This window comes from Flavobacterium sp. AC267, from assembly GCF_979258715.1.
Genome location: NZ_OZ409875.1, coordinates 3471732 through 3495997, shown reverse-complemented (window position 1 = coordinate 3495997; position 24266 = coordinate 3471732). Strand labels below are relative to the sequence as shown.

Sequence of the window (24266 nt, the reverse complement as noted above, 5' to 3'; positions counted from 1 at the left end):
TAAGATTCTGAGGTTCTGAGATGCTAAGTTTTTTAATTTTTGAAGCCTAACAATCGGCATTTTATCTAACATGGTTTCCCGCTTTCGGCTTTATCTCTTCGTTTCACTACAAGGATAACGCCTCAATCGGGGCTAGACTCAAACAATTGGCTTCTTTTAAATATTCAAAAAAAATTAAACATTATACCTTTTTTTCAATTTCTCTTTAAACTCTGAAAAAGAAATAACTCTGCCAGTTTTAATATCCTCAAGACTCTTTTGAAGTTCTTCGTTTAGAGTTTCATCAGAAAAACTTTTATAAAGATCTTCAAAGTTCTCTATAATTTCATTCATTTTTATACTATTTATACTTTCCATAATTTTAAAAGTTCAATTCTCCGTTAAAAAAAAATTACACAAAACTCTTAAAATGAATAGCTGTTGGTTTTAACCAACGGTTGGCTGGGTAATGCATTCAAGGCTTCATCCAAAATGATGAAGTTAGTTGAAGCCTTGCCTATTTAATTTTCAAAGATACGTTTGTCAAACGCAACGGCAACTCAAAAAATCTTAGCATCTTAGTCCCGAAGCTTCAGGATAGAACCATAGCTCCTTACCTAAAAAACACATCGTAAGCAAAGCGTATCAAAGTTCCTACGACCACAACCAAGAAGAAAATTCGAATAAAACCATTTCCTTTATTAATCGCTAATTTTGCGCCCAGCCAGCCTCCAAGTCCGTTGCTTACTGCCATCGGAATTGCGATTGACCAAATGATTTTTCCTTTAATCATAAACAAACAAATGGAACCAAAATTTGTTGCCAAGTTGACCATTTTCGCATTAGCAGAAGCGTGAAGAAAATCAAAACCCAAAAGCGCAATAAATGCAACTACAAAAAAACTTCCAGTTCCTGGTCCAATAAATCCGTCGTAAAAACCAACGATAATACTAATAACAACCGCATAAATTATTTGTGTCGTCGCAGAATGATCTTTTGCAACATGCTGTCCGAAGTTTTTCTTTGCGTAGGTATATATAAAAAGCGCCGACAAAACCACAAGCAAAAGCGGTTTCATAAAATCGTTACTTACCATTGTTAATATCGTAGAACCTAAAAATGCCGAGGGAACTGCCAGACACATCATTATGATCAACAATTTCCATTGAATAACCACTTTCTTCAAATATTGAAAAGTCGCAAAAGCCGTTCCACTGAAAGCTGGAATCTTCAATGTTCCTACAACTGTCGAAACGGGAAGATTGGGTAATAAAATTAATCCCATTGGAGTCTGGATTAGTCCGCCGCCACCAACAATCGCGTCAATAAAACCTGCAGTAAAAGCCGCTAAACAAAGAAAAAATATGATATAGGAATCCATCAAAACCGTATTTCAGTTGTATTAAAAAGCAAGCCGCAAAAATACAGTTTCCTTTTTGTTTATTACCACAAATTTAAAGTGGATTTTTCGTCAAAAAGTATATTTTTGCTTAAAAATTATTCAAATGGATTTCAACAAAATAATAGAACTTGCGAGTTATACTTTACCAGCCTTAGTTACTGGAGTTGTAGCATATCGTTTTTTCGAACTGCACATTAAAAACAATGACAGAAAACGTGCTTTTTTGCTAAACAAACAAGCTCATAAAGAATCGCTTCCGATACGTTTACAAGCATACGAGCGTATGACTTTATTTTTAGAACGTATTAATTTGACAAAATTATTAATCCGCATTTCTCCAATTTCTCAAAATAAACATGATTACGAAAATTTTGTGATCGAACAAATCGAGCAAGAATTTGAACATAATCTGACACAACAGATATATATGTCAGACGAATGCTGGACGATTATTGCAACAGCAAAAAACGCAACCATTCAAATGATTCGTAAAGCGACAATGAGCGATAAAGTGGACAATGCAGATAAATTGCGTGAAGTAATTTTGAATGATTTACTAGAAAAACAATCTCCAAGCAATGTCGCTTTAGGATATATAAAAAGTGAAGTTGCAGAAATGTGGTAGAAAAAATATTTTAGAATTCAGATTTTAGATTTTAGATTATGAGAAATCAAGCTAAAATCTAAAATCGACAATCTAAAATCACTTATTATCACTCATAACTTCCGACTTATTCTGAGCATACTCATAACCTTGCTCCCACCATTCTTTCATAACATCTTTATTAAAAATTAAAGCGTTATCTGTCAATTTTATAGGTGTGTAATATAAGTTAAGCTTTACATCCTTATTGTTTGCCATAAGTTTTCCTATAGCAATATCATGTTTTTCGACTTGGTCTAAAGCGATTCGGAACAAATCAATCATCAATGAAAATGGATTTTTACCAATAACAGTTTTGGTTGTATTGACTTCTGTTTCTAATACAATTACATCTATTTCTGTTGCGCCTCGGTTAATCGCTTCACGTATCGGAACTAAACTTGAAAATCCTCCGTCGCCATATTCGAAATTATTCTTCTCTACCAAACTCATAAAAGGAACATAATTACTCGAAATCCAAGACCATTCGCAAAATTCTTCATACGTACAATCTTTAACAGATTTATATTCTGATTCATTTGTAGTAAAATTGGTAACCGTAACAATAACATCTGTCTTAAGTTTTTTCAGATTATTAAAATCTGATAAAGAAAAGTTATTCTTAATATATTTTTTCAAACCTTTACTTTCTCCAAAAGTTCGTTTGCCTTTAAAAAACTGGCGTATAACATTGAAGTGATTAATGGTCACAATATCTACTCCATCTTTATTTTTTACCACAAACGGACAAATATTAAAAATACTTGCCATAGTAACATTAGTATACACAGAGTGAATTTTTTTAATATGACCGAGAGCTAAATGCGGGATTAACAAACTTCCTGTTGAAGTTCCTAAAAACAAATCGTATTCGTGTCTTTTTTCTTCTATTAAATACTGTGCAACACCGCCGGCAAACGCGCCTTTACTGCCACCACCAGAAATAACCAATGCTCTCATAAATTGTAATGTAGGTTTTTTATTTAGAGAATAGAAAAAAGAATAAAGAGCAAAGACTTTCTATTGGTTTAATCTTTACTCGCTCCTTTGGACTATTTTCTATATTCTGTATTCTATATTCTATATTCTATTATCTATATTCTATTCCCTTCAATCTTTTCTCTTGCTTCTTTCCTCTAATTCTCCAAATTACTCTTTCAACAAACGATTCAATTGGAACTGTTCATCGGGGGTCAAATTAGGCAAAATTCTATTAAATGAAGCACGCATTTCGGGATTTTTTAAAAGAACACGAATTGTATCTCTTCCAAACTTAGAAAACTGCCACATATGATGCGTAGTTGCACCAACTAAATTACTCAAAACCTGATCGTTGATTATTTTAAAAGCAATTAACTTTTCTAAAGCATTTTGCCTGGTTGTAGCTTCATATTTAGTTGATGAAAACGAAACCAATTCAGTAATTAAAGATTCTTGTTCACTACTGTAATTTGGCGTTGATAAAACCAGTGAAAGCCATAAGGTACGGAGGTTATAATCGTTAAAGCCAATCCAGTTTTTAGATTTATCCAAATACTCTGTTCTATGGTCTGGGAAATTTCTCCAGAGCCAATACAGAGCTATTTCCTGCGTCTGATAGGATTTATCATCTAAAAGTGTTTCGTAATTCAACCTAAAATCTTCTGGAATTTTCGTTAACGTTTGAGCTACATTTTGACGAACCTGAATATTATTTGTTTGCATCGCTAAAAGCAAGCAATGCTTTCTTTGACTCATACTTTTCATTTTCCAATTGACCAACAACCGCTTCTTTTACAGATGGATAAACATCAGATTCTAATGTTTTAGTTAAAATATCTATTTTCTCTGCCAAAGGTGTGTTTTTCAACTTATCAATTTCCAATCGTATCTGAATGGTTTTATTTTTACTCAACAAAGCATTTGCTTGCAGGCGTATCAAAAGCAGTCGATTCCAGCCAGGTTTTCTGAAATTTATCCACGTCAAAATCAGATACTTTTTTAATTTCGTCAAAGAAATTTTGAGTATTTACAGTTTGATACGCATATTTATTCAGGTAACTTTTAACAGCTTTTTTAAATGCTTTGTCGCCAATGGATTCATGAAGCACAAACAATGTCCAAGCTCCCTTTTCGTAAAATGTCAACGAACTAGCTTTAGCATTTAAAACTGGAATTGTGTCGGTTCGAGAAGCAAATTTTATTTGTTGACCAGTATCGTACAATTTTGAATAAAAATAATCATCTCCGTAAATTTCTTTTTCTGCGAGCAACGCAAAATAAGTCGCAAATCCTTCTTGAAGCCAATGATGCGTACTACTTTCGGCAGTAATTAAATCTCCAAACCAATGATGCGCCAATTCGTGTGCATCGACGTTGGTATAATTTCGATCACAAAATCCTATCGAATCTACCACATATCGGGTTGCAAATAGTGTCGCCGTAGTATTTTCCATTCCTGCATACAAGAAATCTCGAACAGGAATCTGTCTGTTAATCTGCCATGGATATTTTACACCAATTTCTTTTTCAAGGAAATCAAAAATTCGTTTGGAATAACGATATGTTGGTTCAAAACGATCTGAATCTTTTGGCTCATAATAATATTCCAACGGTATTTTACTCTTAGATTTGAATTCTTTTTTGTCAAATTTTCCAATCGCCAGCATTAACAAATACGAGCTCATTGGTTTTTGCATTTGGAACTGCCAATGATTTTGATTTCCATTTGCTGTTTTTTCTTTTAAAACACCATTCGAAACGACTTGATATGCCGCGTCATAAGTAATTCCTAAATTAAAAATCAACTTTTCGTTCACATCATCAAAACTCGGAAACCAATTACTGGTATATCTTCCCTGCCCTTGCGTCCAAATTTGCACTTCTTCATTTTCTATATCAACAAAATATAAGGCTTGCTTTGGCTTTACTATGTAACTAAAAGTCAAATGATTCTGACTTTTAGTAAAAGGAAAAATCAATTTTAACTGTTTCGTTGTATTTATAAATTTAACCTCTTTATCATTGATTTTGACATTCGAAAATTCCATGTTTTTGGCGTCAAGCGAAATTGTATCACAATCCTTTAAAACATCGAATTGGAAATCAACCGAACCAGAGACTGTTTTTTCTTTTGAATTTAGTAACAATTGTGCAGAAACAGATTTAAAATCAACATTTTGAGTTTGCTGTGCAAAAATAAATCCGGTAAATAATAGAAAGATGTATTTCATTGAAAATTTTATTTTAAAGAATCTGTTTCCCAAGATCTTTTCTAACAATATGATCATTAAAATTTGCTTGCCATATTGATTCTGAACCGTTTATTTCTTTTGTTGTAACCGATTTGAAAATTGCAACAAATGATGAAATTGAATTGGATTTTCGGAAAAATTTTGATTCAGATTGGTTCTGTAGAGAGGCACTGCAGTGCCTCTCCGCAACGTTTGTCGACAAAGATTTGTCAAATTCCTTTGTGGATGTGCTGGACGTAGACGCACTGCTGTGCGTCTCTACGATATACGGTCCGGGTGAGGATTCAAAATCTGTTTCAGATTCCGATTTATCACATTCTGTTGTGGATATGCTGGACGTAGACGCACTGCTGTGCGTCTCTACGATATACGGTTCGGGTGAGGATTCAAAATCTGTTTCTGATTCTGATTTACCGCCAGATTGGTTCTGTAGAGAGGCACTGCAGTGCCTCTCCGCAACGTTTGTCGACAAAGATTTGTCACATTCCTTTGTGGATGTGCTGGACGTAGACGCACTGCTGTGCGTCTCTACGATATACGGTTTTGTTAAAAATACGGAATTTGTTTCTGATTCCGATTTATCATATTTCGTTGTCGATATACTGGACGTAGACGCACTGCTGTGCGTCTCTACAGTAGAAACGCTCGTTGATTGTATTTCAACTAATAAATGAATATGATTTGGCATAATAATACAATTATGGAAAAACCAATTTTTACGAATCTTTATAGATTTTAAAAGTTCAGTCTCAATAATCTTTCCATTTTCGTTTAAAATCATTTTTCCTTCTTCAATAGTTCCAAAAAGACATTCTCTATTTTTTGTAACTATCGTAATAAAATAAACTGCTTCACTAGAATAATCCCAGTTATTCAGTCTATTAGAATCGGTTTTAAACTTTTCTTTATATAATGTCATTATTGCGGCATGTAAATTCCCAAAGTTACAAACCTTTCACAAACAAATAGAATGAAATTTGTATGTTTACAGTATAAAATACCAAATCGTGTCTGTACCTCAAAAAGCCATATTTAATTGGAGCAACGGAAAAGATTCTGCTCTTGCCTTATACAAAATACTTCAAAATCCTGATTTTAAAATTGAATATCTATTAACGAGCCTAAACCAGCAATACCAGCGTATTTCCATGCATGGCGTTCGGGTTGAATTATTAGAAGCACAAGCCAAAAGCATTGGTTTACCTTTAAAAATAATTCAGATTCCTGAGATGCCAACGATGGAAGTTTATGATACTATCATGCTTGAAACCCTGACAGATCTAAAAAATCAAGGCATTACACATTCTATTTTTGGTGATATTTTCTTGGAAGATCTGCGTAAATATCGCGAGGATCAATTGACTAAAGCAGGTTTTAAAGGCGTTTTTCCACTTTGGAAAATTGAAACAAAAGATTTAATTCAGGAATTTATTGCTTTAGGTTTTAAAACAATTGTAGTTTGTGTGAATGAACGCTATTTAGATAAAAGTTTCGTCGGCCGCATTATCGATCAGGATTTCATCAATGATTTACCAGAAAATGTTGATGTCTGCGGCATGAAAAACGGCGAATTTCACACCTTTACATTTGACGGACCTATTTTTTCAGAACCAATTGATTTTGAAATTGGTGAAATTGTGTATAGAAAATACGAAAGACCTAAAACCGAAGATTCTTCAAATACTGCCTGTGATACCAGTACTAGCGACGCTTTCGATTTTGGATTTTGGTATTGTGATTTGATAAAGAAATAAGATATTAAGTCGACATATCAACCCAGGTTTTTAAATACCACAAACCTTTCTTTTGAATAAAAATATATTCTACGAAAATTCCGTTATCCTTGCCTCGTTGCTTTATAATAACGGTACTATTTTTCGGAACATTTTTTTGTTCATAGTCGCTTCCCTTATCATCAAGTTTGATCATTTTATAATCATTTTTAGCAATTATATAATCAACCAGTTCAAAATCGTCATTATTCATTTTTACAGTTAGAGGAAAATTAATTCTGCTCAATTGAAAATCTTTACTTTCTTTAAATTTCTTTAAAAAAGAACTAAAAACCTCTTCTTTAATAACAGCTTTATTTTGAGCTGTTACTGAATTATTTAAAAGAAACACGCAAAAAATAATTAGTAGTTTTTTCATTATTCTGAATACATATTTAAAAGATTAGTAACTGTGTTCCAGTTTCTAATTGTGGCTGTTACATTTAATTTTTTCTCGATATATTTTTGATCAAAACGGGTTTTTCCTGCGCCAACAGCGTATTTTATAAAAATTTTATTTTCATCAATACTAGCTTCGTCAGGTTTAAACTGACTGATTTTTAGATCGTTTATATTTTCTTTCTTTAAAGCTGTCGAAACAAAAGCAACATATAGTTTTTTAGTATCTATATCTTTCTCTTTCAAAAACGGATTATTAGCAAAACAAGATTCCAAATCAGCTTTTGTAATTACAACCACAGGAACTTCATGTCCAAAAACTTTAAATATTTCCTGTTTAATCATAAAACCTACTTTCGAAGCATCTTCTTCGCTGTCAATAAACACATTTCCAGATTGTAAATACGTTCGGACATTTTGAAAACCAATATTTTCCAGCATTGTTTTCAAAGCTTCCATTTTCATCATGTTGTGCCCCGAAACGTTGATTCCGCGTAAAAGTGCTAAATGTGTTGTCATTATCATTTTTTTAAAAGAAAAAAGTATTCAATTTTAAAATCGAATACTTTTAAATACCAAAAACAAACTTACGTTTTTTATTTTTCTTTTTTATATGTTAATTGGTAATCGCACATTTTCGCCGAATTTTCTAAATGGCCATCTAAAATATATAAAAGTTCACTTTTACCTCCAAAACCACTAGAACAACTGTAGATCAAATTTGAAGATTCCGAATACGTTAATTGAAAATTAGGTTTGTCTTCACGGTTAAACATTTCAAAAGTTCCTGATAGATTTGTAGTTACTCCATTAACTGTTTTTACTCTCGTAAAAGTATTGTTTTTATTAAAGACATAATGGTCGCTCCAGCCTTCTGCAGTATCATCAATACTTACCCATTTTCCATAGTAATCAGTTCCTGTATATCTCGTATTTTCATCAGAACGATCGTCACTTGAGCAAGCAACCACAGAAATAAGCGCTAAAATTAAAAGTCCAATTTTTTTCATTTTTATAGTTTTTAAGGTTTAACTATTATTAAGATATTACTTGATAACTATGGTTGCGTCTGCTTTAAGCAATTTAATGATAAGTTAATATTGGACTTGAAATTATAATTCATTTTCAAATTTCCTAATTAAGATTTATCTTCGCTTTCAAATTAAATTCCAATCTAAAAATTCCAAATACCAATTTTTTCCCAATCTAAAATCTAAAATCAACCATCTAAAATATTTTAATGTCTAATAATCTTCTTGAAACTCCAATTGAATACTTAAAAGGTGTTGGCCCAAGCCGTGGTCAATTACTGCGTAAGGAATTGGGCATTCATAAATATGGAGATTTAGTCAATTTTTTTCCGAATCGCTATATCGATCGTACGCGATATTATAAGATTAACGAATTGCAGAATACAGGTTCTGAAGTTCAGATTATTGGAAAAATAATTAATATTAAAACGGTCGAATTTGCCAAAAACAAAAAACGTCTTGTTGCCACTTTCGTGGATGACACAGGGCAGATTGACTTAAACTGGTTTCAAGGTCATAAATGGATTCGCGAAAGCTTAAAGCTTAATGAACCGCTGGTTATTTTTGGAAAATGCTCTTTATATGGAAGCCAATTTAGTATGGCGCATCCTGAAATTGAATTGCTGGCAGAACATGAAAGAAGTCTGCGTTCTGCAATGCGACCTGTTTATCCTTCAACAGAAGCCTTGACGAATAAAGGAATTTCAAATCGTACCATTAACAAACTGATGGAACAGCTTTTTTTGGAAACCCAGGCTTTATTTACCGAAACTTTTCCGCCTTATTTGATTGAAGAATTACAATTGATTCCGAAAAGAGCAGCTTTATTTAATATTCATTTTCCAAAGAGCGTCGATATTTTAGCGAAAGCGCAATTCAGATTAAAATTTGAGGAATTATTTTTTATTCAGCTTCAATTAATTACCAAAAATCTTATTCGGAAACATAAAATTAAAGGTCATCCTTTTGACAAAGTTGGAGAATTATTTAATGACTTTTATAAAAATCATCTTCCTTTTGATTTGACTAATGCTCAAAAGAGAGTAATTAAGGAAATCCGAACAGACATGGGAAGCAATGCCCAAATGAATCGCCTGCTTCAGGGTGATGTTGGTTCGGGAAAAACAATTGTTGCTTTTATGAGCATGCTTCTTGCGATGGATAACGGTTTTCAAGCTTGTCTAATGGCTCCGACTGAGATTCTGGCCAATCAGCATTTTCTTGGTTTGTCTGAATTTGCAAATACTTTAAATATCAACATCAGAATATTAACGGGTTCTACTAAAACTTCTGAAAGAAGAATTATTCATGAAGAACTTGAAAACGGTACATTGAAAATTTTAATTGGAACACACGCTTTATTAGAAGATAAAGTAAAATTCCAAAACTTAGGTTTAGCCGTAATTGATGAACAGCATCGTTTTGGTGTAGAACAGCGCTCTAAATTGTGGAAAAAAAATGAAATTCCACCTCATGTTTTAGTAATGACTGCAACGCCAATTCCGAGAACTTTGGCAATGAGTTTATATGGTGATTTAGATATTTCTGTAATTGATGAATTACCGCCAGGAAGAAAACCAATTCAAACCGTACATCGTTTTGATTCGAATCGTTTGAAGGTGTGGAAATTTCTTCGAGATGAAATCGCAAAAGGAAGACAAATTTATATTGTATATCCGCTTATTCAAGAATCTGAAAAAATGGATTATAAGGATTTAATGGACGGTTACGAAAGTATTTCGCGTGATTTTCCGTTGCCGCAATATGCTATTTCAATTCTGCACGGAAAAATGAAACCTGCCGATAAAGATGCCGAAATGAAACGTTTCTCGGAAGGAAAAACCAATATTATGGTTGCCACAACGGTAATTGAAGTTGGTGTAAATGTGCCGAATGCCAGCGTTATGATTATAGAAAGTGCCGAAAGATTCGGACTCTCGCAATTGCATCAGCTTCGTGGACGCGTTGGTCGTGGCGCTGAACAAAGTTATTGCATCTTAATGACTAGTCATAAATTAAGTTCTGACAGTAAAACCCGAATGGAAACTATGGTTCAGACTAATGACGGTTTCGAAATCGCAGAAGTAGATCTAAAACTTCGCGGTCCCGGTGACTTAATGGGTACACAGCAAAGTGGTGTATTGAATCTTCAAATTGCAGATATTGTAAGAGACAGAGACATTTTATCTGTGGCTCGAAATTATGCAATGAAAATCTTAAAAGAAGATTCGGCATTACAAAAACCAGAGCACGCTGTACTTAAAGCTATTTTCATCGAATTGACCAAAAAGAAAAATATTTGGAATTATATTTCTTAGGGAGTGAACTAAGGTTCTGAGATGCTAAGTTACTGAGGTACTAAGATTCTGAAATTCTGAAGTTCTGAGGTATTATAATATAACTTATTACTTGATTGTCATTCTGAGCGAAGTCGAAGACTAATGAAAACAAAAAAACTTAGCCCCTTAGCAACTCAGTCCCGAAGCTTCGGGATAGAACCTTAAAAAAAAACATACTTCACTGTATCTGCCTTAAATCCATAAGTTTTAAATATTCAGGTGATTTAGATTTGTTGGGGTGCAAATTTTTATTGAATATCCGAATTGATACAATGAAGCATATTTATGTTTTTAAATTATTTTTTGGGCGGACTTTTAGCAAACAATCCGCTCAATAAACCTTTGCTTATCTTATTTTTATCATCTTTTCCAGTAGCAATCAAATGATCGATATACTCCATGTAGGTTTTCTTTCGTTCTTCGAGAAAACCAACCAAATATTCTTCAGAAGCTTGTAAACCACTGGTTTCTTCAATCTGTAAAAGTTTTTTATATAAAGGTTCGATAAATTTGACGATAATTTCATTTGGAACAGATTTTTCTTGTTCCAAAGAAACCTACAATTTCTCCGTCAGTATCTGAGATAATTTTAAAATTGGTTACAACCCAATAAAAACGACCGGTTTTAGCCATGTTTTTTATAATAACATGAATATTTTCGCTCGATTTAATGCTGTCCCATAAGAATTTAAAAATCACTTTTGGCATATCAGGATGGCGAATTATATTGTGAGGCTGACCAACAAGCTCAAATTCATCATAACCAGAAACATCTATAAAGTCTTCATTGGCATATAAAATTGTCCCTTTTTTGTCGGTCTTACTCAGCAGTACTTTATTCTTGTTCCAATCTACTTCTCGATCTGAAGGTGCTGGACGATTAAATCTGGTATCCATAAATTTTACATTTAAATTAATTTACAATTCAATAGTTATTAAATGAATCTTTAAAATTTTTAATTTAATTCGATTTCTAAAACAAGCAGAATATTTCTGATTTTATAAAAAACCATTTCTAATTCGCTTTCAAGCCATTCTGGAATCTCATTATTCACCGCCAGATTTAGATTGTGAATATCTGTAATAATCTGAATTAGTTTTCTATATTGAAAATCAAGATTATAAACTTGAGAATTATCTCTATATCCTTTTAAAATCTCCTTAACTTCTGCTTCAAATTCAGATGCAGCGCCAATCTTATCGATGGAATTTAGTGTTATACTATCACTTAAAAAATGATCAATAGTTTTTTTCAAATTATGCGGCTGTTGGAACTGCAGTTGGAAAATCATGCTTAAACATTGCAAGGCAGGTTTAAAAAATTAATATGTAGTTGGAAGTTGGTTTTTAAAAATCTAACTCCTGCTGTTTGTTGATTTCACATGAATATCATTCACTAAATCATCAATTTTCTTGGCGCTTTCTCTCATCATTTCAAGGTAAGTAAGCAATTTATCATTATCGGTATGTCCTTTTGAAACATCAATTAGTTTTAAAACTGAGTTTACAGGCAGTTTCAAATCCAATGTTGTTCTATGAATAAAATCATTATAATCTTTTGTAGCCGACATAGAACTGTATTTAGCAGAAGCCAGTTTCATGTTTTCCAATTCATATTCGTCTGAAATTTTAGAAATATGATTCTCACTGTGTTCCTTAAAATAATAGGCCCAATATCCATTCATAAAAAACACAACAGCGACCAAAATGGTATGAATAAGAAGTGTTTCTATATCAAAATTTACTTGTGAAAAATAAACTTGGAGACCGTTTGCGTCATTGTAAACGAAGTTTTGCAAATATGCCAATCCTGCGTGATGCATCACAACCAGAAGAGTCAGCGGTATTTGAAGTTTCCAGTTTTGATAAATAATTAAAATTGTACTGGCTATAAATACCGTAAAATGCATTTCAAACATTCCATGCATCTGATAAATATACTGAGCCATAAAAATCGCTAGAACAACCGATAAAACATATTGGTAAAACTTAGAATTCTTCATAAAAAATTTAGCCGAGTAATAAGCCAAAAGATTTAGCGTTCCCACTCCTACTCCAATTTCGAAAGTGTCATATTTAAAAGATAATCCTATTCCGAGAAGAAAATAAACGGCAAGCACATAATTAATAATTGTATCCGATTTCTGCGTCATTGTTGACATAAAACTGTGCAGATAATCTTGTTCATTTAAACTAGCTTTTGTTTTCATAGGTTTCAGTTTTTTGATTTAGGTGAGATTTATTTAGTACAATTTGGTAACGAACATCCGTATGCCCTCAGGGCAAAAGCATTAAACGAAGGTTTGTAATTTTTATGTAACAGAGAATCAATTGCCATTTGTGCATAATTACTTTTAGCATCAGTGCAATATCTCGTTTTGTTGTAATTACCTCTATAATATAAAGTATGCGAAGAATCTAGTAAAACCGCTTGTGGAGTCGAAAAAACACCGCATTTCTTTGCAATTGCTTCATCAAAATAAACAGGAATTTGAGCATCAAACTTTTTTTGAATTTCATCAATTGTAAAATGTTTCTTTTTGTTTAACACTACAATTTTAAAATTAATCTGACTGCCGTATTTTTTAATTAACTCACTAACATGTGGCACATTAAAGCGCGAACACGGGCAGTCTGGATTAAAGAAATGTATAAAAACAGGCTTAGTGTCAAATGCGCGACAAGGTCCTAATACAACTTTAGACCCCATTGCAATAGGGTGATAATTTTGCGGTAGTGGCGTAGGAAGACTGTATTTGAACTCATTCTGCCAAAACAAATAACCAATGGAAAGAAGTAAAAATGTAAACCATAAACATAGAAGTAATTTTTTTCTTCATAAATCATTTTTTCGTATTATTTAACCCAAAAAAAATAAACAGTTGTTAATATAAATATTAACTATATTCTGTAAAAAACTCAATAAACAACTCCTAAAAACATATTTTAACAAAAAAATTTTTATAACGATCAATATTACCGTACAAATTGATTATTTTGTTTAACATATCAATGTTACAAATAAAATCGTTAAAGTGCAAAAAAAATCAGACAAAATACTTAAATTTTATCTTAGCGTAGAAAAAGTCTGACCTCACACAATTTTAACTTATGATTCTCTTCAAAACTAAATTATCCTGTGGATTCTAGCTTTTAATTAAAAAAATATAATCTTTTATTAAACCTTTTACTTCGTTTGTAGTCTAAATGCAAACCTTTGTAGATACAAGTGTTAAATAAAAGCTAACATCTTTCGATTTCACAACAAAAAGTTAAATTTGCTACTTACTAAAAACGCAGACCTAAAACCATATTCACTTCAATTTTTATGAAAGTAAAACACCTCATTTACACCCTTTTAATAGTAGCCATAGGAGGCTTTATTGCTTATAGAGTGGTATCTAACAAGAGTAAAAACGACGATAATAAAAAATCTGGCGATAAAAACACTCCAACAACTGTTAACGGAATCGTAATAAAAACGGATACTTTTGATAATAATTTATCACTTTCAGGATCTATTGAAGCAAATGAACAGGTAGAAATTCACAGTGAGGTTTCAGGAATTGTAGAAGGAATATTTTTTAGTGAAGGCACCAACGTAACCAAAGGACAAGTTTTACTAAAAGTAAATGATATAGAATTAAGAGCGCAGTTACGACAAGCTGTAACCAGAGAAGGTTTGACTGCAGAAAATGAAAGAAGAGCAAAACTTTTACTTCAAAAAGAAGCTATAAGCCAAGAAGAGGCAGACATTGCAAAAGCAGATCTTGCTTCTGCACAAGCGCAAAGCCAGTTAATCCGTGCGCAAATATCTAAGACATCTGTAAGAGCGCCTTTTTCAGGAAAAATTGGTTTAAGAAATATTTCACCTGGAACGTACATTACTCCAACTGTTTTGGTTGCAAAGTTGGTTAATACTGGAAAATTAAAAATCACATTTTCTATACCAGAGAAATACGCGGCGCAGGTAAAATCTGGAACAACAATCGATTTTACTGTTTCGGGATCTACTAAAATATATAATGCCAAAATTTATGCTATCGAACCTGAAGTTGCCGTTGCGACACGTACACTTCAAATTCGTGCAATTGCAGACAATACCGACGGAAAACTTTTCCCAGGAACTTTTGCTGAAGTAAAACTGCCTTTAAATACAATTAAAGATGCAATTGTAGTTCCTTCGCAGGCAATAGTACCAATTCAGGATGGTAAAAAAGTATTTGTAGCCAATATGGGAAAAGCCAAAGAAGTTATGGTTGATGCTACCACAAGAACTGATTCTTCCATTTTGATTTTGTCAGGATTAAAAGCAGGTGATACTTTAATTACAAGCGGCGTAATGTCATTAAAAGACGAAGCACCGATTAAAGTTAAAGTAAAATAGTTAAAGCTAAAAGTCGTAATTCAAAAGACTTGAACATAGATTAAAGATACTGGTAAGATTTAGCAATAAATCTGAAATCTAAAATCAATCCCGAGGCTTCGGGACTAAAATCTAAAACCATAAATGAGTTTATCAACTACAAGCATAAAAAGACCTGTTTTAACCATAGTACTGAATCTATTAATCATATTATTCGGTTTTATTGGTTATACCTTTTTAGGTGTCAGAGAATTTCCTTCTATTGACCCTGCGCAGGTTTCTATTCGTACCAATTATACTGGTGCGAATTCTGATATTATTGAATCGCAAATTACAGAACCTCTTGAAAAAGCGGTAAATGCAATTGACGGAATTCGAAACATCACTTCTTCTAGTAATCAAGGAAGCAAGCAATATCACTATAGAGTTTAATCTTGACAAGGATCTAGAAGAAGGCGCAAACGACGTTCGTGATAAAGTTTCGCAGGCAATCAGGAATTTGCCACAGGATATTGATGCACCGCCGGTTGTTTCTAAAGCAGATGCTGATAGTGAATCTATCATCTCAATGACGGTTCAAAGTGATACCAGAAGCTCATTAGAATTAAGTGATTATGCAGAAAACGTTATTTCACAGCGTTTAGAGACTATTCCAGGAGTAAGTGCCGTACAAATTTGGGGGCAAAAAAGGTACGCAATGCGTTTATGGATCGATCCATCAAAACTTGCTCGCTTACGGTTGTACCGTTGCTGAAGTTCGTGCCGCACTTAACGCTCAAAATGTAGAATTACCATCTGGAAAATTAACTGGAAACAATACTGAATTAACGGTAAAAACAATTGGAAACTTATCCAAACCAGAAGAATTCAATAATATTATCATTCGTACAGACGGTGATAAAATTGTTCGTTTAAGTGATGTCGGCGGTGCAGAATTAGGACCAGAAAATATCGAAACTGGATTAACCTCTTCTGGAATGCCAATGATTGGATTAGCAATTGTACCAATGCCAGGAGCCAATTATTTGGATATTTCGTCTGAGTTTTATAAAAAATATGAAGCTCTAAAAAATGATTTACCTAAAGATATCAAACTTAATATTGCGCTTGACAATACACAATTCGTTAAAAAATCTGTACTAGAGGTTGTCGAAACATTAGGAATTTCGATACTTCTGGTAATTATAATTATTTACTTATTCTTTAGAGACTGGGCAATTGCGTTCAGACCTTTAATTGATATTCCTGTATCGTTAATTGCTACATTCTTTGTTATGTGGCTTTTAGGATTCTCCATAAATGTATTAACACTTTTAGCTATTGTTTTGGCTACAGGTTTGGTGGTCGATGACGGAATTGTAGTTACCGAAAATATCTTCAAAAAAGTCGAAGAAGGAATGTCTCCTATTGAAGCTGCTATTAAAGGTTCTAATGAAATTTTCTATGCTGTAATTTCCATTTCGGTTACACTTGCGTCAGTATTTTTACCTGTAATTTTCTTAGAAGGTTTTGTTGGCCGACTCTTTAGGGAATTTGGAGTTGTAATTGGTGCGGCCGTATTGATTTCTGCCTTTGTATCCTTGACATTAACGCCAATGCTGAATGCTTATTTAATGAAAGGCGGCGAACAGAAAAAATCAAAATTCTACATTAAAACAGAACCATTTTTTGAAAAAATGAACAGCGGTTATGCCGAAGCTCTTTCTAAATTTATGGAAAAGAAATGGATCAGTTTTCCCATTCTAATTGTTTGTTTTGGAATTATCTATTTATTTTTCACCATTCTTCCAAAAGAAACTGCTCCGTATGATGATCGTAGTTCTGTAACCATGCGTATGACTACTCCTGAAGGTTCTTCTTATGATTATACCAATCGTTTTATGCAGGAAATATCACAGCTGGTTGACGATTCTATTCCAGAAAAGAAAGTAAGTCTTGTTATAACAGCTCCTGGATCGGGAGGTTCTGCGGCGAATTCTGGTTTTATCAGACTTTCATTAAAGAATCCAGAAGAAAGAGAACGATCTCAAAAAGAAATTGCTGATCAATTATCAAAATGGACTAAAAGATATCCTGATGCCAAAACATCAGTAATTCAACAGCCTACAATTGCTGTAAACAGACGTGGAGGTCTTCCTATTCAATATATTATCCAAGCTCCAACTTTTGATAAATTAAGAGAGAAAATTCCCCTTTTTATGAACGAAGTGGGAAAAAGTGATGTTTTTTCTACTACTGATGTGAATTTAAAATTTAACAAACCCGAAATCAATGTTTCAATCGATCGTGCAAAAGCAGAAAGTTTAGGGATCTCGATTATTGATATTGCACAGACTTTACAGCTTTCGTTAAGCGGTCAGCGTTTTGGATATTTCATTAAAAATGGAAAACAATATCAAGTAATTGGTCAGTTTGATCAAAAAGACAGATCAAAACCTTTGGATTTAACTTCGATGTTTGTGAAAAACAAAAACGGAGAATTAATTCAAATGGATAACGTTGTAAAAGTTTACGAGCAGAGTAATCCACCGCAATTGTACCACAACAATCGTTATATGTCGGCAACTGTTGCTGCAGGTTTGGCTCCAGGAAAAAGTATGGGAGATGGAATTAAAGAAATGGACCGAATTAAAGCTAAAGTTTTAGACGAAACTTTTACAACCGATTTAAGTGGAGAATCTCGAGATTTCGTAGAAAGCGACTTCGAATACTTCTTTTGCTTTCGGATTGGCTTTATTGCTTATTTTCTTAATTCTTGTCGCACAATTTGAAAGTTTTATTGATCCGTTTATTATCATTCTAACTGTTCCAATGGCGGTTGCAGGAGCTTTATTTTCCCTTTGGTTATTCAATCAGAGTTGGAATATCTTCAGCCAGATCGGTACCGTAATGTTAATTGGTCTGGTAACCAAAAATGGTATTTTGATAGTTGAATTTGCGAACCAGTTACGCGAACAAGGGAAACCAAAATTAGAAGCTATTTTAGAAGCTTCAGAAGCGCGTTTACGTCCAATTTTAATGACCAGTTTGGCAATTGCTTTGGGAGCGCTTCCAATTGCAATGTCACTTGGAGTCGCGTCAACTAGTAGAATTGGTATGGGAGTTGTAATTGTCGGAGGAACTATTTTTTCATTGGCTTTAACGCTTTTTGTAATTCCAGCTATTTATTTAATGTGGTCTAGAGCTAGAAAACATTATCCAGAATTTGATCATATTGACGAATACGAAAAAGAAAGTATAAAATAGAAACCAAAAAATCACGAATTTTATACTGCAAAATCGTGATGAGCTGGTAAAAGAAAATAAAAATGAATATCAAAAATATATACTGCACTTTACTAATTCTGTTCGCCTGCATTATTGAGGCGAATGCGCAGGAAGTTCTGACTATTGAACAGGCTATGACTATAGCTTTGGAAAATAATTTTGAAATTAAAATAGCCAAAAATAATTCCAAAATAAGCGAGACAAATGTTACGATAGGAAATGCCGGAATGTCGCCAACTGCCACGGCTTCTGTTGTTGATAATAACAATCTTACGAATTCAACACAAGTTCGTCAGGATGGTACATCGACCACATTAAACAATGCTAAAAACAATAGTTTAAATTACGGCGTAAGCTTAGGCTGGACCGTTTTTGACGGAATGAAAATGTTCGCCAGATTTGACCAATTACAAGAACTTCAGAAACTTGGCGATGCCGAACTGAAGAGAACTATCTTAGTTAAAATAGGTCAGGTAAACTCTGCTTATTATGATTTGGTACAACAGCAAGCATCAATTATCGGCTTTGGATACTACAATTGTAATTTCTAAACAAAGATTGACTTTAGCCCAAAACAGATTCAGCATTGGAAAAGCTTCTAAACTTGAAGTTTTAAACGCGCAAGTGGATTTAAATTCAGATCAAGTTGCTTTATTGAGACAAAAAGAATCGTACGCAAATGCAAAAATATTATTGAATCAATATTTAGCCAGAGATCCTCAGATTAATTTTAGAGTTACTAATGAGGTTGTAGTTGATAATAAATTGGTTTTGGTTGATTTGATGGAACTAGCCCAAAAACAAAATCCAGCGCTTGAATCGCAAATAATAAATAAACGTATTGCTGAATTGCGAGCTCAAACAAATAAAGGCAGACCGCTACCCCATTTTGCGACTAACTACAGGTTATAATTTTTCTGAAAGCGAATCCAGTTTAGGTTTTACCAGCGAAAACACTTCAAAAGGTTTAAACTACGGTTTTAATGCGACTATGAATATTTTTGATGGGTTTAATCAGCATCGAAATGAGAAAGTTGCCAAAATGCAGATTGAAAATACGCAGATTGCGATCGAACAGCAAGGCCTGATTTTAAATACACAATTAAGCACCGCTTTTCAAACTTATATGACCAATCTTGAGTTAATTGAACTAGAAGAAAATAACGAAGCTATTGCAAAACAAAATCTAGACATTACGCTTGATAAATTTAAAATTGGAACTATTACAACTTTAGATTTCAGAACCGCTCAGCTGAATTATGTCAATGCAAAAGTGCGCTACAGCAATGCACAATATGAAGCTAAATTATCTGAAATTGCCCTAAAAGAATTAGCAGGAAACATTACTTTTTAACTTGTTTTCTTTATTAATTTCAAAGTATAAAAAAATAAACGAAAGCTTTATAAAAGGCGTTTCACTAATTTGAATACATATCGCTATGTGTGTTTAAATTAGTGAAACGCCTTTTTTATACGCAACGAAAAACTATGATTCTATGTGTTAAGAATATTTTTTCTATTTTAACCAAATAGTTAATTTTTAATTTAAATTTGTTTCAAAACAAACTTAAATGATTTCGTATAATACCAAAGACTGGTTTACTTTTATTTTTCATTTTCATAAGTCTGATACCGTTCGTAAACTGTTTCCGATTATTATTGCCATCGGAATATATGCGGCAGTTGTTGGTTATCTTGAAGTCGAATATTTTAAAGTAACGAAAAACGATTACATTCACAATATTCCTATTATGCACGGAATGCTGGGTTTTGTAATCTCGCTTTTGCTTGTTTTTAGAACCAATACAGCCTATGACCGCTGGTGGGAAGGACGTAAACTTTGGGGACAGCTTGTAAATAACAGCCGTAATTTTGCCATAAAACTTTCGGCAATTTTAAAAGATGAAAACGACAGGAAGTTTTTTCGAAAATACATTCCAATGTATGCCGATGTTTTGCATAAACACCTGAAAGATGATGAAACCAGCAAACAGCTTTTTGAAGATGTCGATTTGGATATTGATCATCACAAACACAAACCCAATCAATTGAAAAGAATAATGTATCATAAAATTAATGATTTGTATGATGCAAAAAAGATTACAGGCGATCAGCTGATTACTTTAGATGACGAATTAACTGCTTTTACCGATATTTGCGGTGCTTGTGAGCGCATCAAAAACACCCCTATTCCCTACTCTTACAGTGCTTTTATAAAAAAATTCATTTTCTTTTATACCATGACACTGCCATTTGGGTATTCGGTAAGTTTGGGTTATTTTGTGGCTCCGGTTGTGGTTTTTATCTTTTATGTTTTAGCCAGTTTAGAACTTATTGCAGAGGAAATCGAAGATCCGTTTGGAGACGACGAGAATGATCTTCCAACAAAAAAGATTTCAGAAAATATCAAAAAACACGTTGAAGAGCTGATTTAATAAAACGTTAAAGCTGTTATTTATATTCTTATTTTGCTTAAATTTAGGTCTTTCACCAAAAAATTAAGTTTAATGAACAATCAACGATTTTTAGTCAACCCGCTTCAGTTATCACAAGAAAAATCGTTGAAGACTCTTGTTGAAAATAGAACTATTTACAATCTTAACCATTGTGAGTTAAATTTATTTGAAACGTATGAATCGACTAAAATGGTTCCGTTAAAATTCAATGATTTGGTGGTTACCAGTATGCTTCGAGGCAAAAAAGTAATGCATCTTTTTGATGACCCGGAATTTGAGTATCTGCCGGGTGAAACTGTTATTGTTCCTTCAAACGTAGAAATGAAAATTGATTTCCCAGAAGCATCCAAAAACAATCCTACACAATGTCTGGCCTTAGCAATTGATCAGGAAAAAATTTCTGAGATTTTAAACTTCTTAAACGAGCAGTATCCAAAAGAGGGAAATAATATGTTTTGGCAGTTAAACTATCAGAATTATTTCTTTTACAATAATGTCGAAATGGCGACAACCATCAATAAACTGATTAAGGAATGTATGAGTACCTCGATCACCAAAGATATTTTAGCCGATTTGACCCTAAAAGAATTGTTGATTCGAATTATTCAAACGCAGACCGTAAAATCCTTAGACGAAGGAACATTTATTGAATCTAATAATCCAATTACAGAAGTGACGGAATATATCAAGCAGAATTTGAAGGAAAATATGAATTTGAAAACGCTCAGCGAAAAAGCCTGTATGAGCACAACTTCTTTCTACCGTTTCTTTAAACGCGAACTCGGAATGAGTCCGATTGAATATATTCTGAATGAAAAGATAAAATGTGCCAAAAATCTATTGAAGAATCCGACACTTCAAATCAACGAAGTCTGTTATTTAGCGGGTTTTGAAGATGCGAATTATTTTATCAGATTATTTAAAAAATACGAAGGAATTACACCGAAACAGTATCAGTTACTATTTATTAATTAATAAAGGTACTGAGGTTCTGAGATGCTGAGCGTCTAAGGTTTTCAACTTGAAACTTGAAACTTGAAACTCGAAACTCCAAACCACAACTCACTCAATCCTCGTTACCGGTTCTAAATCTTTTTCTTCTTCTGGAGTAAAAATTCTATATTCTATTTGAAATGTTTTCTTTAAAGGCGTTTCCAGCGAAAAACCTCCAACACCAAAAGCATCGATTACCGTTAATGTAAAATGGGCATGTTTCCAATATTCAAATAAATCCTTGTCTACCCAAAATTCGGTATCTTCAATCACACCAATACAAACGTCTCCCATTCGCTGATAATAACCTCCTTTTTCAAAACATTGCGGTTGTGTGCCTTCACAACATCCTCCTGCTTGATAGAACATCAAATCGCCATGTTTTTCCTTTAGAATATTTATCAGATCAACGGCTTTTTCTGTGGCATCAATTCGTTTAATCATAACTTTAAAATTTAAAAAACAGCAAGCTTTTTTTAGGAGCTTACTGTTTTAACATAACCAACTATTTAAGTTCTCATTTCAATCAAACACTAATTCGATTGGAGTTAAATCAAAATTGCCTGGAGTAAGTTCATGCAATGCCATTAAGATTTACAGCTTAACGCCCCATACATTACATTTCATTTCCTAAGAATCCTCCAGGATTTTGATATTTTATTTTAGAAGAATCCTAGTTTCTTTTTATCGTAAGAAATCAGCATATTTTTAGTCTGACGGTATTGACTCAACATCATTTTGTGGTTTTCACGACCAATTCCAGATTGTTTGTAACCTCCAAATGGCGCGCCCGCAGGATAAGAATGGTATTGGTTAATCCAAACACGACCTGACTGAATCGCTCTTGGAACCTGATAGATTTCGTGTGCATCTCTCGTCCAAACTCCCGCACCTAAGCCGTACATAGTATCGTTTGCAATTTCAATTGCTTCTTCTGTAGTTTTAAATGTCGTAACAGCCAAAACGGGTCCGAAAATTTCTTCCTGAAAAATTCGCATTTTATTATGTCCTTTAAACAACGTTGGTTTAATGTAATAACCGCCTTCTAATTCGCCTCCCAATTTATTTTCGTCACCTCCAGTTAAAAGTTCTGCACCTTCTTCTTTACCCAATTTAATGTACGACATGATTTTTTCTTTCTGCACAATTGAAGTCTGCGCACCAATCATAGTCGATTTATCTAAAGGATTTCCAGCTACGATTGCTTCGGTTCTTTCGATAACTTTTTTAATAAACTTGTCGTAAATATCTTCATGAATTAATAATCTGGATGGACATGTACAAATTTCACCTTGATTTAAAGCAAACAATACCGCACCTTCAACTGCTTTATCAAAGAAATCATCATCATGATCTGCAACAGACGGGAAGAAAATATTTGGAGATTTCCCTCCTAATTCCAAAGTAACCGGAATAATATTTTCGGTTGCGTACTGCATTACCAAACGTCCTGTAGTTGTTGAACCTGTAAATGCTGCTTTAGCCACTTTTTTGTTGGTTACTAACGGACGTCCCAATTCTGCCCCGAAACCATTTACAATATTCAGCACTCCCGGTGGAAGAAGATCTCCAATTAATTCCATTAAAATGATAATAGAAACTGGTGTGCTTTCTGCCGGTTTCAAAACGATTGTATTTCCTGCTTGCAAGCGCTGGAGCGATTTTCCAAACCGCCATTAAAATTGGGAAATTCCACGGAATAATCTGCGCAACAACACCTAGAGGTTCGCTTAATGCGATGGAAACGGTTTGAGAATCCAGCTCGGCAATCGAACTTTCTTCGGCGCGGATTACGCCGGCAAAATATCTAAAATGATCTATCGCAAGCGGAATATCAGTCGCAAGTGTTTCGCGAATTGGTTTTCCGTTATCAATAGTTTCAACTGTTGCGATATACTCTAAATTGTCTTCAATTTTTTGTGCAATCTTATTTAGTATAATACTTCTTTCTGTAACAGAAGTTTTTCCCCACGTTTGAAATGCTTCATAAGCTTTATCTACAGCCAATTCTAAATCTTCTTTACTAGAATGTCTTGCTTTTGTAAATAATTTTCCATCTATTGGAGAAACAACGTCAAAATATTCTCCTTTAATTGGTGCTGTAAATTTTCCACCAATATAATTATCGTATTTTGCCTTAAATTCAGGTCTTTTTGCTTTGCGGTGCTCATAATATTCTTTTTTTGATTTACTCCAAATTTACCTTCATAAAAAGAAACAGAATAGCACTTTTCGTTCATCTTGTAGCACAAAAATTACACATTCGATTTTTTTAGTCTTTTATAATAATTTATTAATAAAATTTTAATACATAAATTATCAAAAACTCAGTATAGAACGTTTTTTCACAGATAAAAAACAGCAAGAAAAAACCAAACATTTTTTT

General features: G+C 33.3%; 20 protein-coding genes and 4 pseudogenes. 8 read left to right on the top strand and 16 right to left on the bottom strand.

Going from position 1 to position 24266, the window contains the following annotated elements; all coding sequences use genetic code 11:
• Positions 1–174: 174 nt before the first annotated feature.
• Positions 175–357 carry a hypothetical protein gene (locus tag ACZZ95_RS18475; protein WP_463470163.1) on the bottom strand — a complete coding sequence of 61 codons (183 nt, stop codon included), beginning with the start codon at positions 355–357 and terminating at the stop codon, positions 175–177.
• A 235-nt stretch (positions 358–592) separates the two neighbouring features.
• Positions 593–1360: a sulfite exporter TauE/SafE family protein gene (locus tag ACZZ95_RS18470; RefSeq protein WP_463470162.1), complete on the bottom strand. Its 768-nt coding sequence runs from the start codon at positions 1358–1360 to the stop codon at positions 593–595.
• 124 nt (positions 1361–1484) lie between these two features.
• Here ACZZ95_RS18470 and ACZZ95_RS18465 point away from each other — a divergent pair, with 124 nt between their 5' ends.
• Complete coding sequence (locus ACZZ95_RS18465) at positions 1485–2006, top strand: DUF7935 family protein (protein WP_463470161.1); 522 nt, start codon at positions 1485–1487, stop codon at positions 2004–2006.
• Positions 2007–2084: 78 nt separating this feature from the next.
• On the opposite strand, the gene ACZZ95_RS18460 is transcribed toward ACZZ95_RS18465, so the two are convergent.
• From ACZZ95_RS18460 to ACZZ95_RS18440, 5 genes are all read right to left on the bottom strand, one after another.
• Positions 2085–2984, bottom strand: coding sequence for a patatin-like phospholipase family protein (locus ACZZ95_RS18460; RefSeq protein ID WP_095951271.1), 900 nt, complete (start codon positions 2982–2984; stop codon positions 2085–2087).
• Between the two features lie 189 nt (positions 2985–3173).
• Positions 3174–3728, bottom strand: a complete 555-nt coding sequence (locus ACZZ95_RS18455) for a hypothetical protein (protein WP_463470160.1) — start codon at positions 3726–3728, stop codon at positions 3174–3176.
• A complete protein-coding gene (locus tag ACZZ95_RS18450; protein WP_463470159.1) occupies positions 3715–3918 on the bottom strand; it encodes a hypothetical protein in 204 nt (67 codons plus the stop codon). Before ACZZ95_RS18450 ends, ACZZ95_RS18455 begins: the two co-directional genes overlap by 14 nt.
• Entirely contained in the window at positions 3911–5236 is a 1326-nt protein-coding gene (locus ACZZ95_RS18445) for a M1 family metallopeptidase (RefSeq protein ID WP_463470158.1), read from the bottom strand. The genes ACZZ95_RS18450 and ACZZ95_RS18445 overlap by 8 nt, the downstream gene beginning before the upstream one ends.
• A gap of 13 nt (positions 5237–5249) precedes the next feature.
• The gene (locus tag ACZZ95_RS18440; protein WP_463470157.1) at positions 5250–6176 is read right to left on the bottom strand and encodes a transposase; all 927 of its coding nucleotides are present in this window, start codon (positions 6174–6176) and stop codon (positions 5250–5252) included.
• An 88-nt stretch (positions 6177–6264) separates the two neighbouring features.
• Here ACZZ95_RS18440 and ACZZ95_RS18435 point away from each other — a divergent pair, with 88 nt between their 5' ends.
• On the top strand, positions 6265–7011 hold the full coding sequence (locus ACZZ95_RS18435) for a Dph6-related ATP pyrophosphatase (protein ID WP_463470156.1): 747 nt from the start codon (positions 6265–6267) through the stop codon (positions 7009–7011).
• Positions 7012–7015: 4 nt separating this feature from the next.
• Here the strand turns inward: ACZZ95_RS18435 and ACZZ95_RS18430 are convergent, their stop codons facing one another.
• The 3 genes from ACZZ95_RS18430 to ACZZ95_RS18420 all read right to left on the bottom strand — a co-directional run bounded on the left by ACZZ95_RS18430 (position 7016) and on the right by ACZZ95_RS18420 (position 8438).
• Complete coding sequence (locus tag ACZZ95_RS18430; protein WP_463470155.1) at positions 7016–7408, bottom strand: hypothetical protein; 393 nt, start codon at positions 7406–7408, stop codon at positions 7016–7018.
• Positions 7408–7947 (bottom strand): DUF1697 domain-containing protein, encoded by a 540-nt coding sequence (locus ACZZ95_RS18425; RefSeq protein ID WP_463470154.1) that lies wholly within the window; start codon positions 7945–7947, stop codon positions 7408–7410. The genes ACZZ95_RS18430 and ACZZ95_RS18425 overlap by 1 nt, the downstream gene beginning before the upstream one ends.
• 77 nt (positions 7948–8024) lie before the next feature.
• A complete protein-coding gene (locus ACZZ95_RS18420) occupies positions 8025–8438 on the bottom strand; it encodes a hypothetical protein (RefSeq protein WP_463470153.1) in 414 nt (137 codons plus the stop codon).
• Positions 8439–8668: 230 nt separating this feature from the next.
• Between ACZZ95_RS18420 and recG the strand changes: the two genes are divergently transcribed.
• Positions 8669–10777 (top strand): ATP-dependent DNA helicase RecG, encoded by a 2109-nt coding sequence (recG, locus tag ACZZ95_RS18415; protein ID WP_463470152.1) that lies wholly within the window; start codon positions 8669–8671, stop codon positions 10775–10777.
• A 317-nt stretch (positions 10778–11094) separates the two neighbouring features.
• On the opposite strand, the pseudogene ACZZ95_RS18410 reads toward recG, so the two are convergent.
• The 4 genes and pseudogenes from ACZZ95_RS18410 to ACZZ95_RS18395 all read right to left on the bottom strand — a co-directional run bounded on the left by ACZZ95_RS18410 (position 11095) and on the right by ACZZ95_RS18395 (position 13577).
• Positions 11095–11695, bottom strand: a pseudogene (locus ACZZ95_RS18410) (PAS domain-containing protein).
• A 59-nt stretch (positions 11696–11754) separates the two neighbouring features.
• On the bottom strand, positions 11755–12054 hold the full coding sequence (locus tag ACZZ95_RS18405; RefSeq protein ID WP_463470151.1) for a hypothetical protein: 300 nt from the start codon (positions 12052–12054) through the stop codon (positions 11755–11757).
• A gap of 99 nt (positions 12055–12153) precedes the next feature.
• Positions 12154–13008, bottom strand: coding sequence for a hypothetical protein (locus ACZZ95_RS18400; RefSeq protein ID WP_463470150.1), 855 nt, complete (start codon positions 13006–13008; stop codon positions 12154–12156).
• Between the two features lie 29 nt (positions 13009–13037).
• Positions 13038–13577, bottom strand: coding sequence for a TlpA family protein disulfide reductase (locus tag ACZZ95_RS18395; RefSeq protein ID WP_463470149.1), 540 nt, complete (start codon positions 13575–13577; stop codon positions 13038–13040).
• A gap of 549 nt (positions 13578–14126) precedes the next feature.
• Here ACZZ95_RS18395 and ACZZ95_RS18390 point away from each other — a divergent pair.
• From ACZZ95_RS18390 to ACZZ95_RS18370, 5 genes and pseudogenes are all read left to right on the top strand, one after another.
• A complete protein-coding gene (locus ACZZ95_RS18390) occupies positions 14127–15185 on the top strand; it encodes an efflux RND transporter periplasmic adaptor subunit (RefSeq protein WP_095951282.1) in 1059 nt (352 codons plus the stop codon).
• Between the two features lie 123 nt (positions 15186–15308).
• A pseudogene (locus tag ACZZ95_RS18385) lies at positions 15309–18410 on the top strand (efflux RND transporter permease subunit).
• A gap of 62 nt (positions 18411–18472) precedes the next feature.
• Positions 18473–19785, top strand: a pseudogene (locus tag ACZZ95_RS18380) (TolC family protein).
• A 217-nt stretch (positions 19786–20002) separates the two neighbouring features.
• Positions 20003–20866: a bestrophin family protein gene (locus ACZZ95_RS18375; RefSeq protein WP_463470148.1), complete on the top strand. Its 864-nt coding sequence runs from the start codon at positions 20003–20005 to the stop codon at positions 20864–20866.
• Between the two features lie 72 nt (positions 20867–20938).
• The gene (locus tag ACZZ95_RS18370) at positions 20939–21862 is read left to right on the top strand and encodes an AraC family transcriptional regulator (RefSeq protein WP_463470147.1); all 924 of its coding nucleotides are present in this window, start codon (positions 20939–20941) and stop codon (positions 21860–21862) included.
• An 87-nt stretch (positions 21863–21949) separates the two neighbouring features.
• Here the strand turns inward: ACZZ95_RS18370 and ACZZ95_RS18365 are convergent, their stop codons facing one another.
• Both ACZZ95_RS18365 and ACZZ95_RS18360 read right to left on the bottom strand, forming a co-directional pair.
• The gene (locus ACZZ95_RS18365; protein ID WP_463470146.1) at positions 21950–22324 is read right to left on the bottom strand and encodes a DUF779 domain-containing protein; all 375 of its coding nucleotides are present in this window, start codon (positions 22322–22324) and stop codon (positions 21950–21952) included.
• Positions 22325–22542: 218 nt separating this feature from the next.
• Positions 22543–24079 (bottom strand): annotated as a pseudogene (locus ACZZ95_RS18360) (aldehyde dehydrogenase family protein).
• Positions 24080–24266 lie beyond the last annotated feature (187 nt).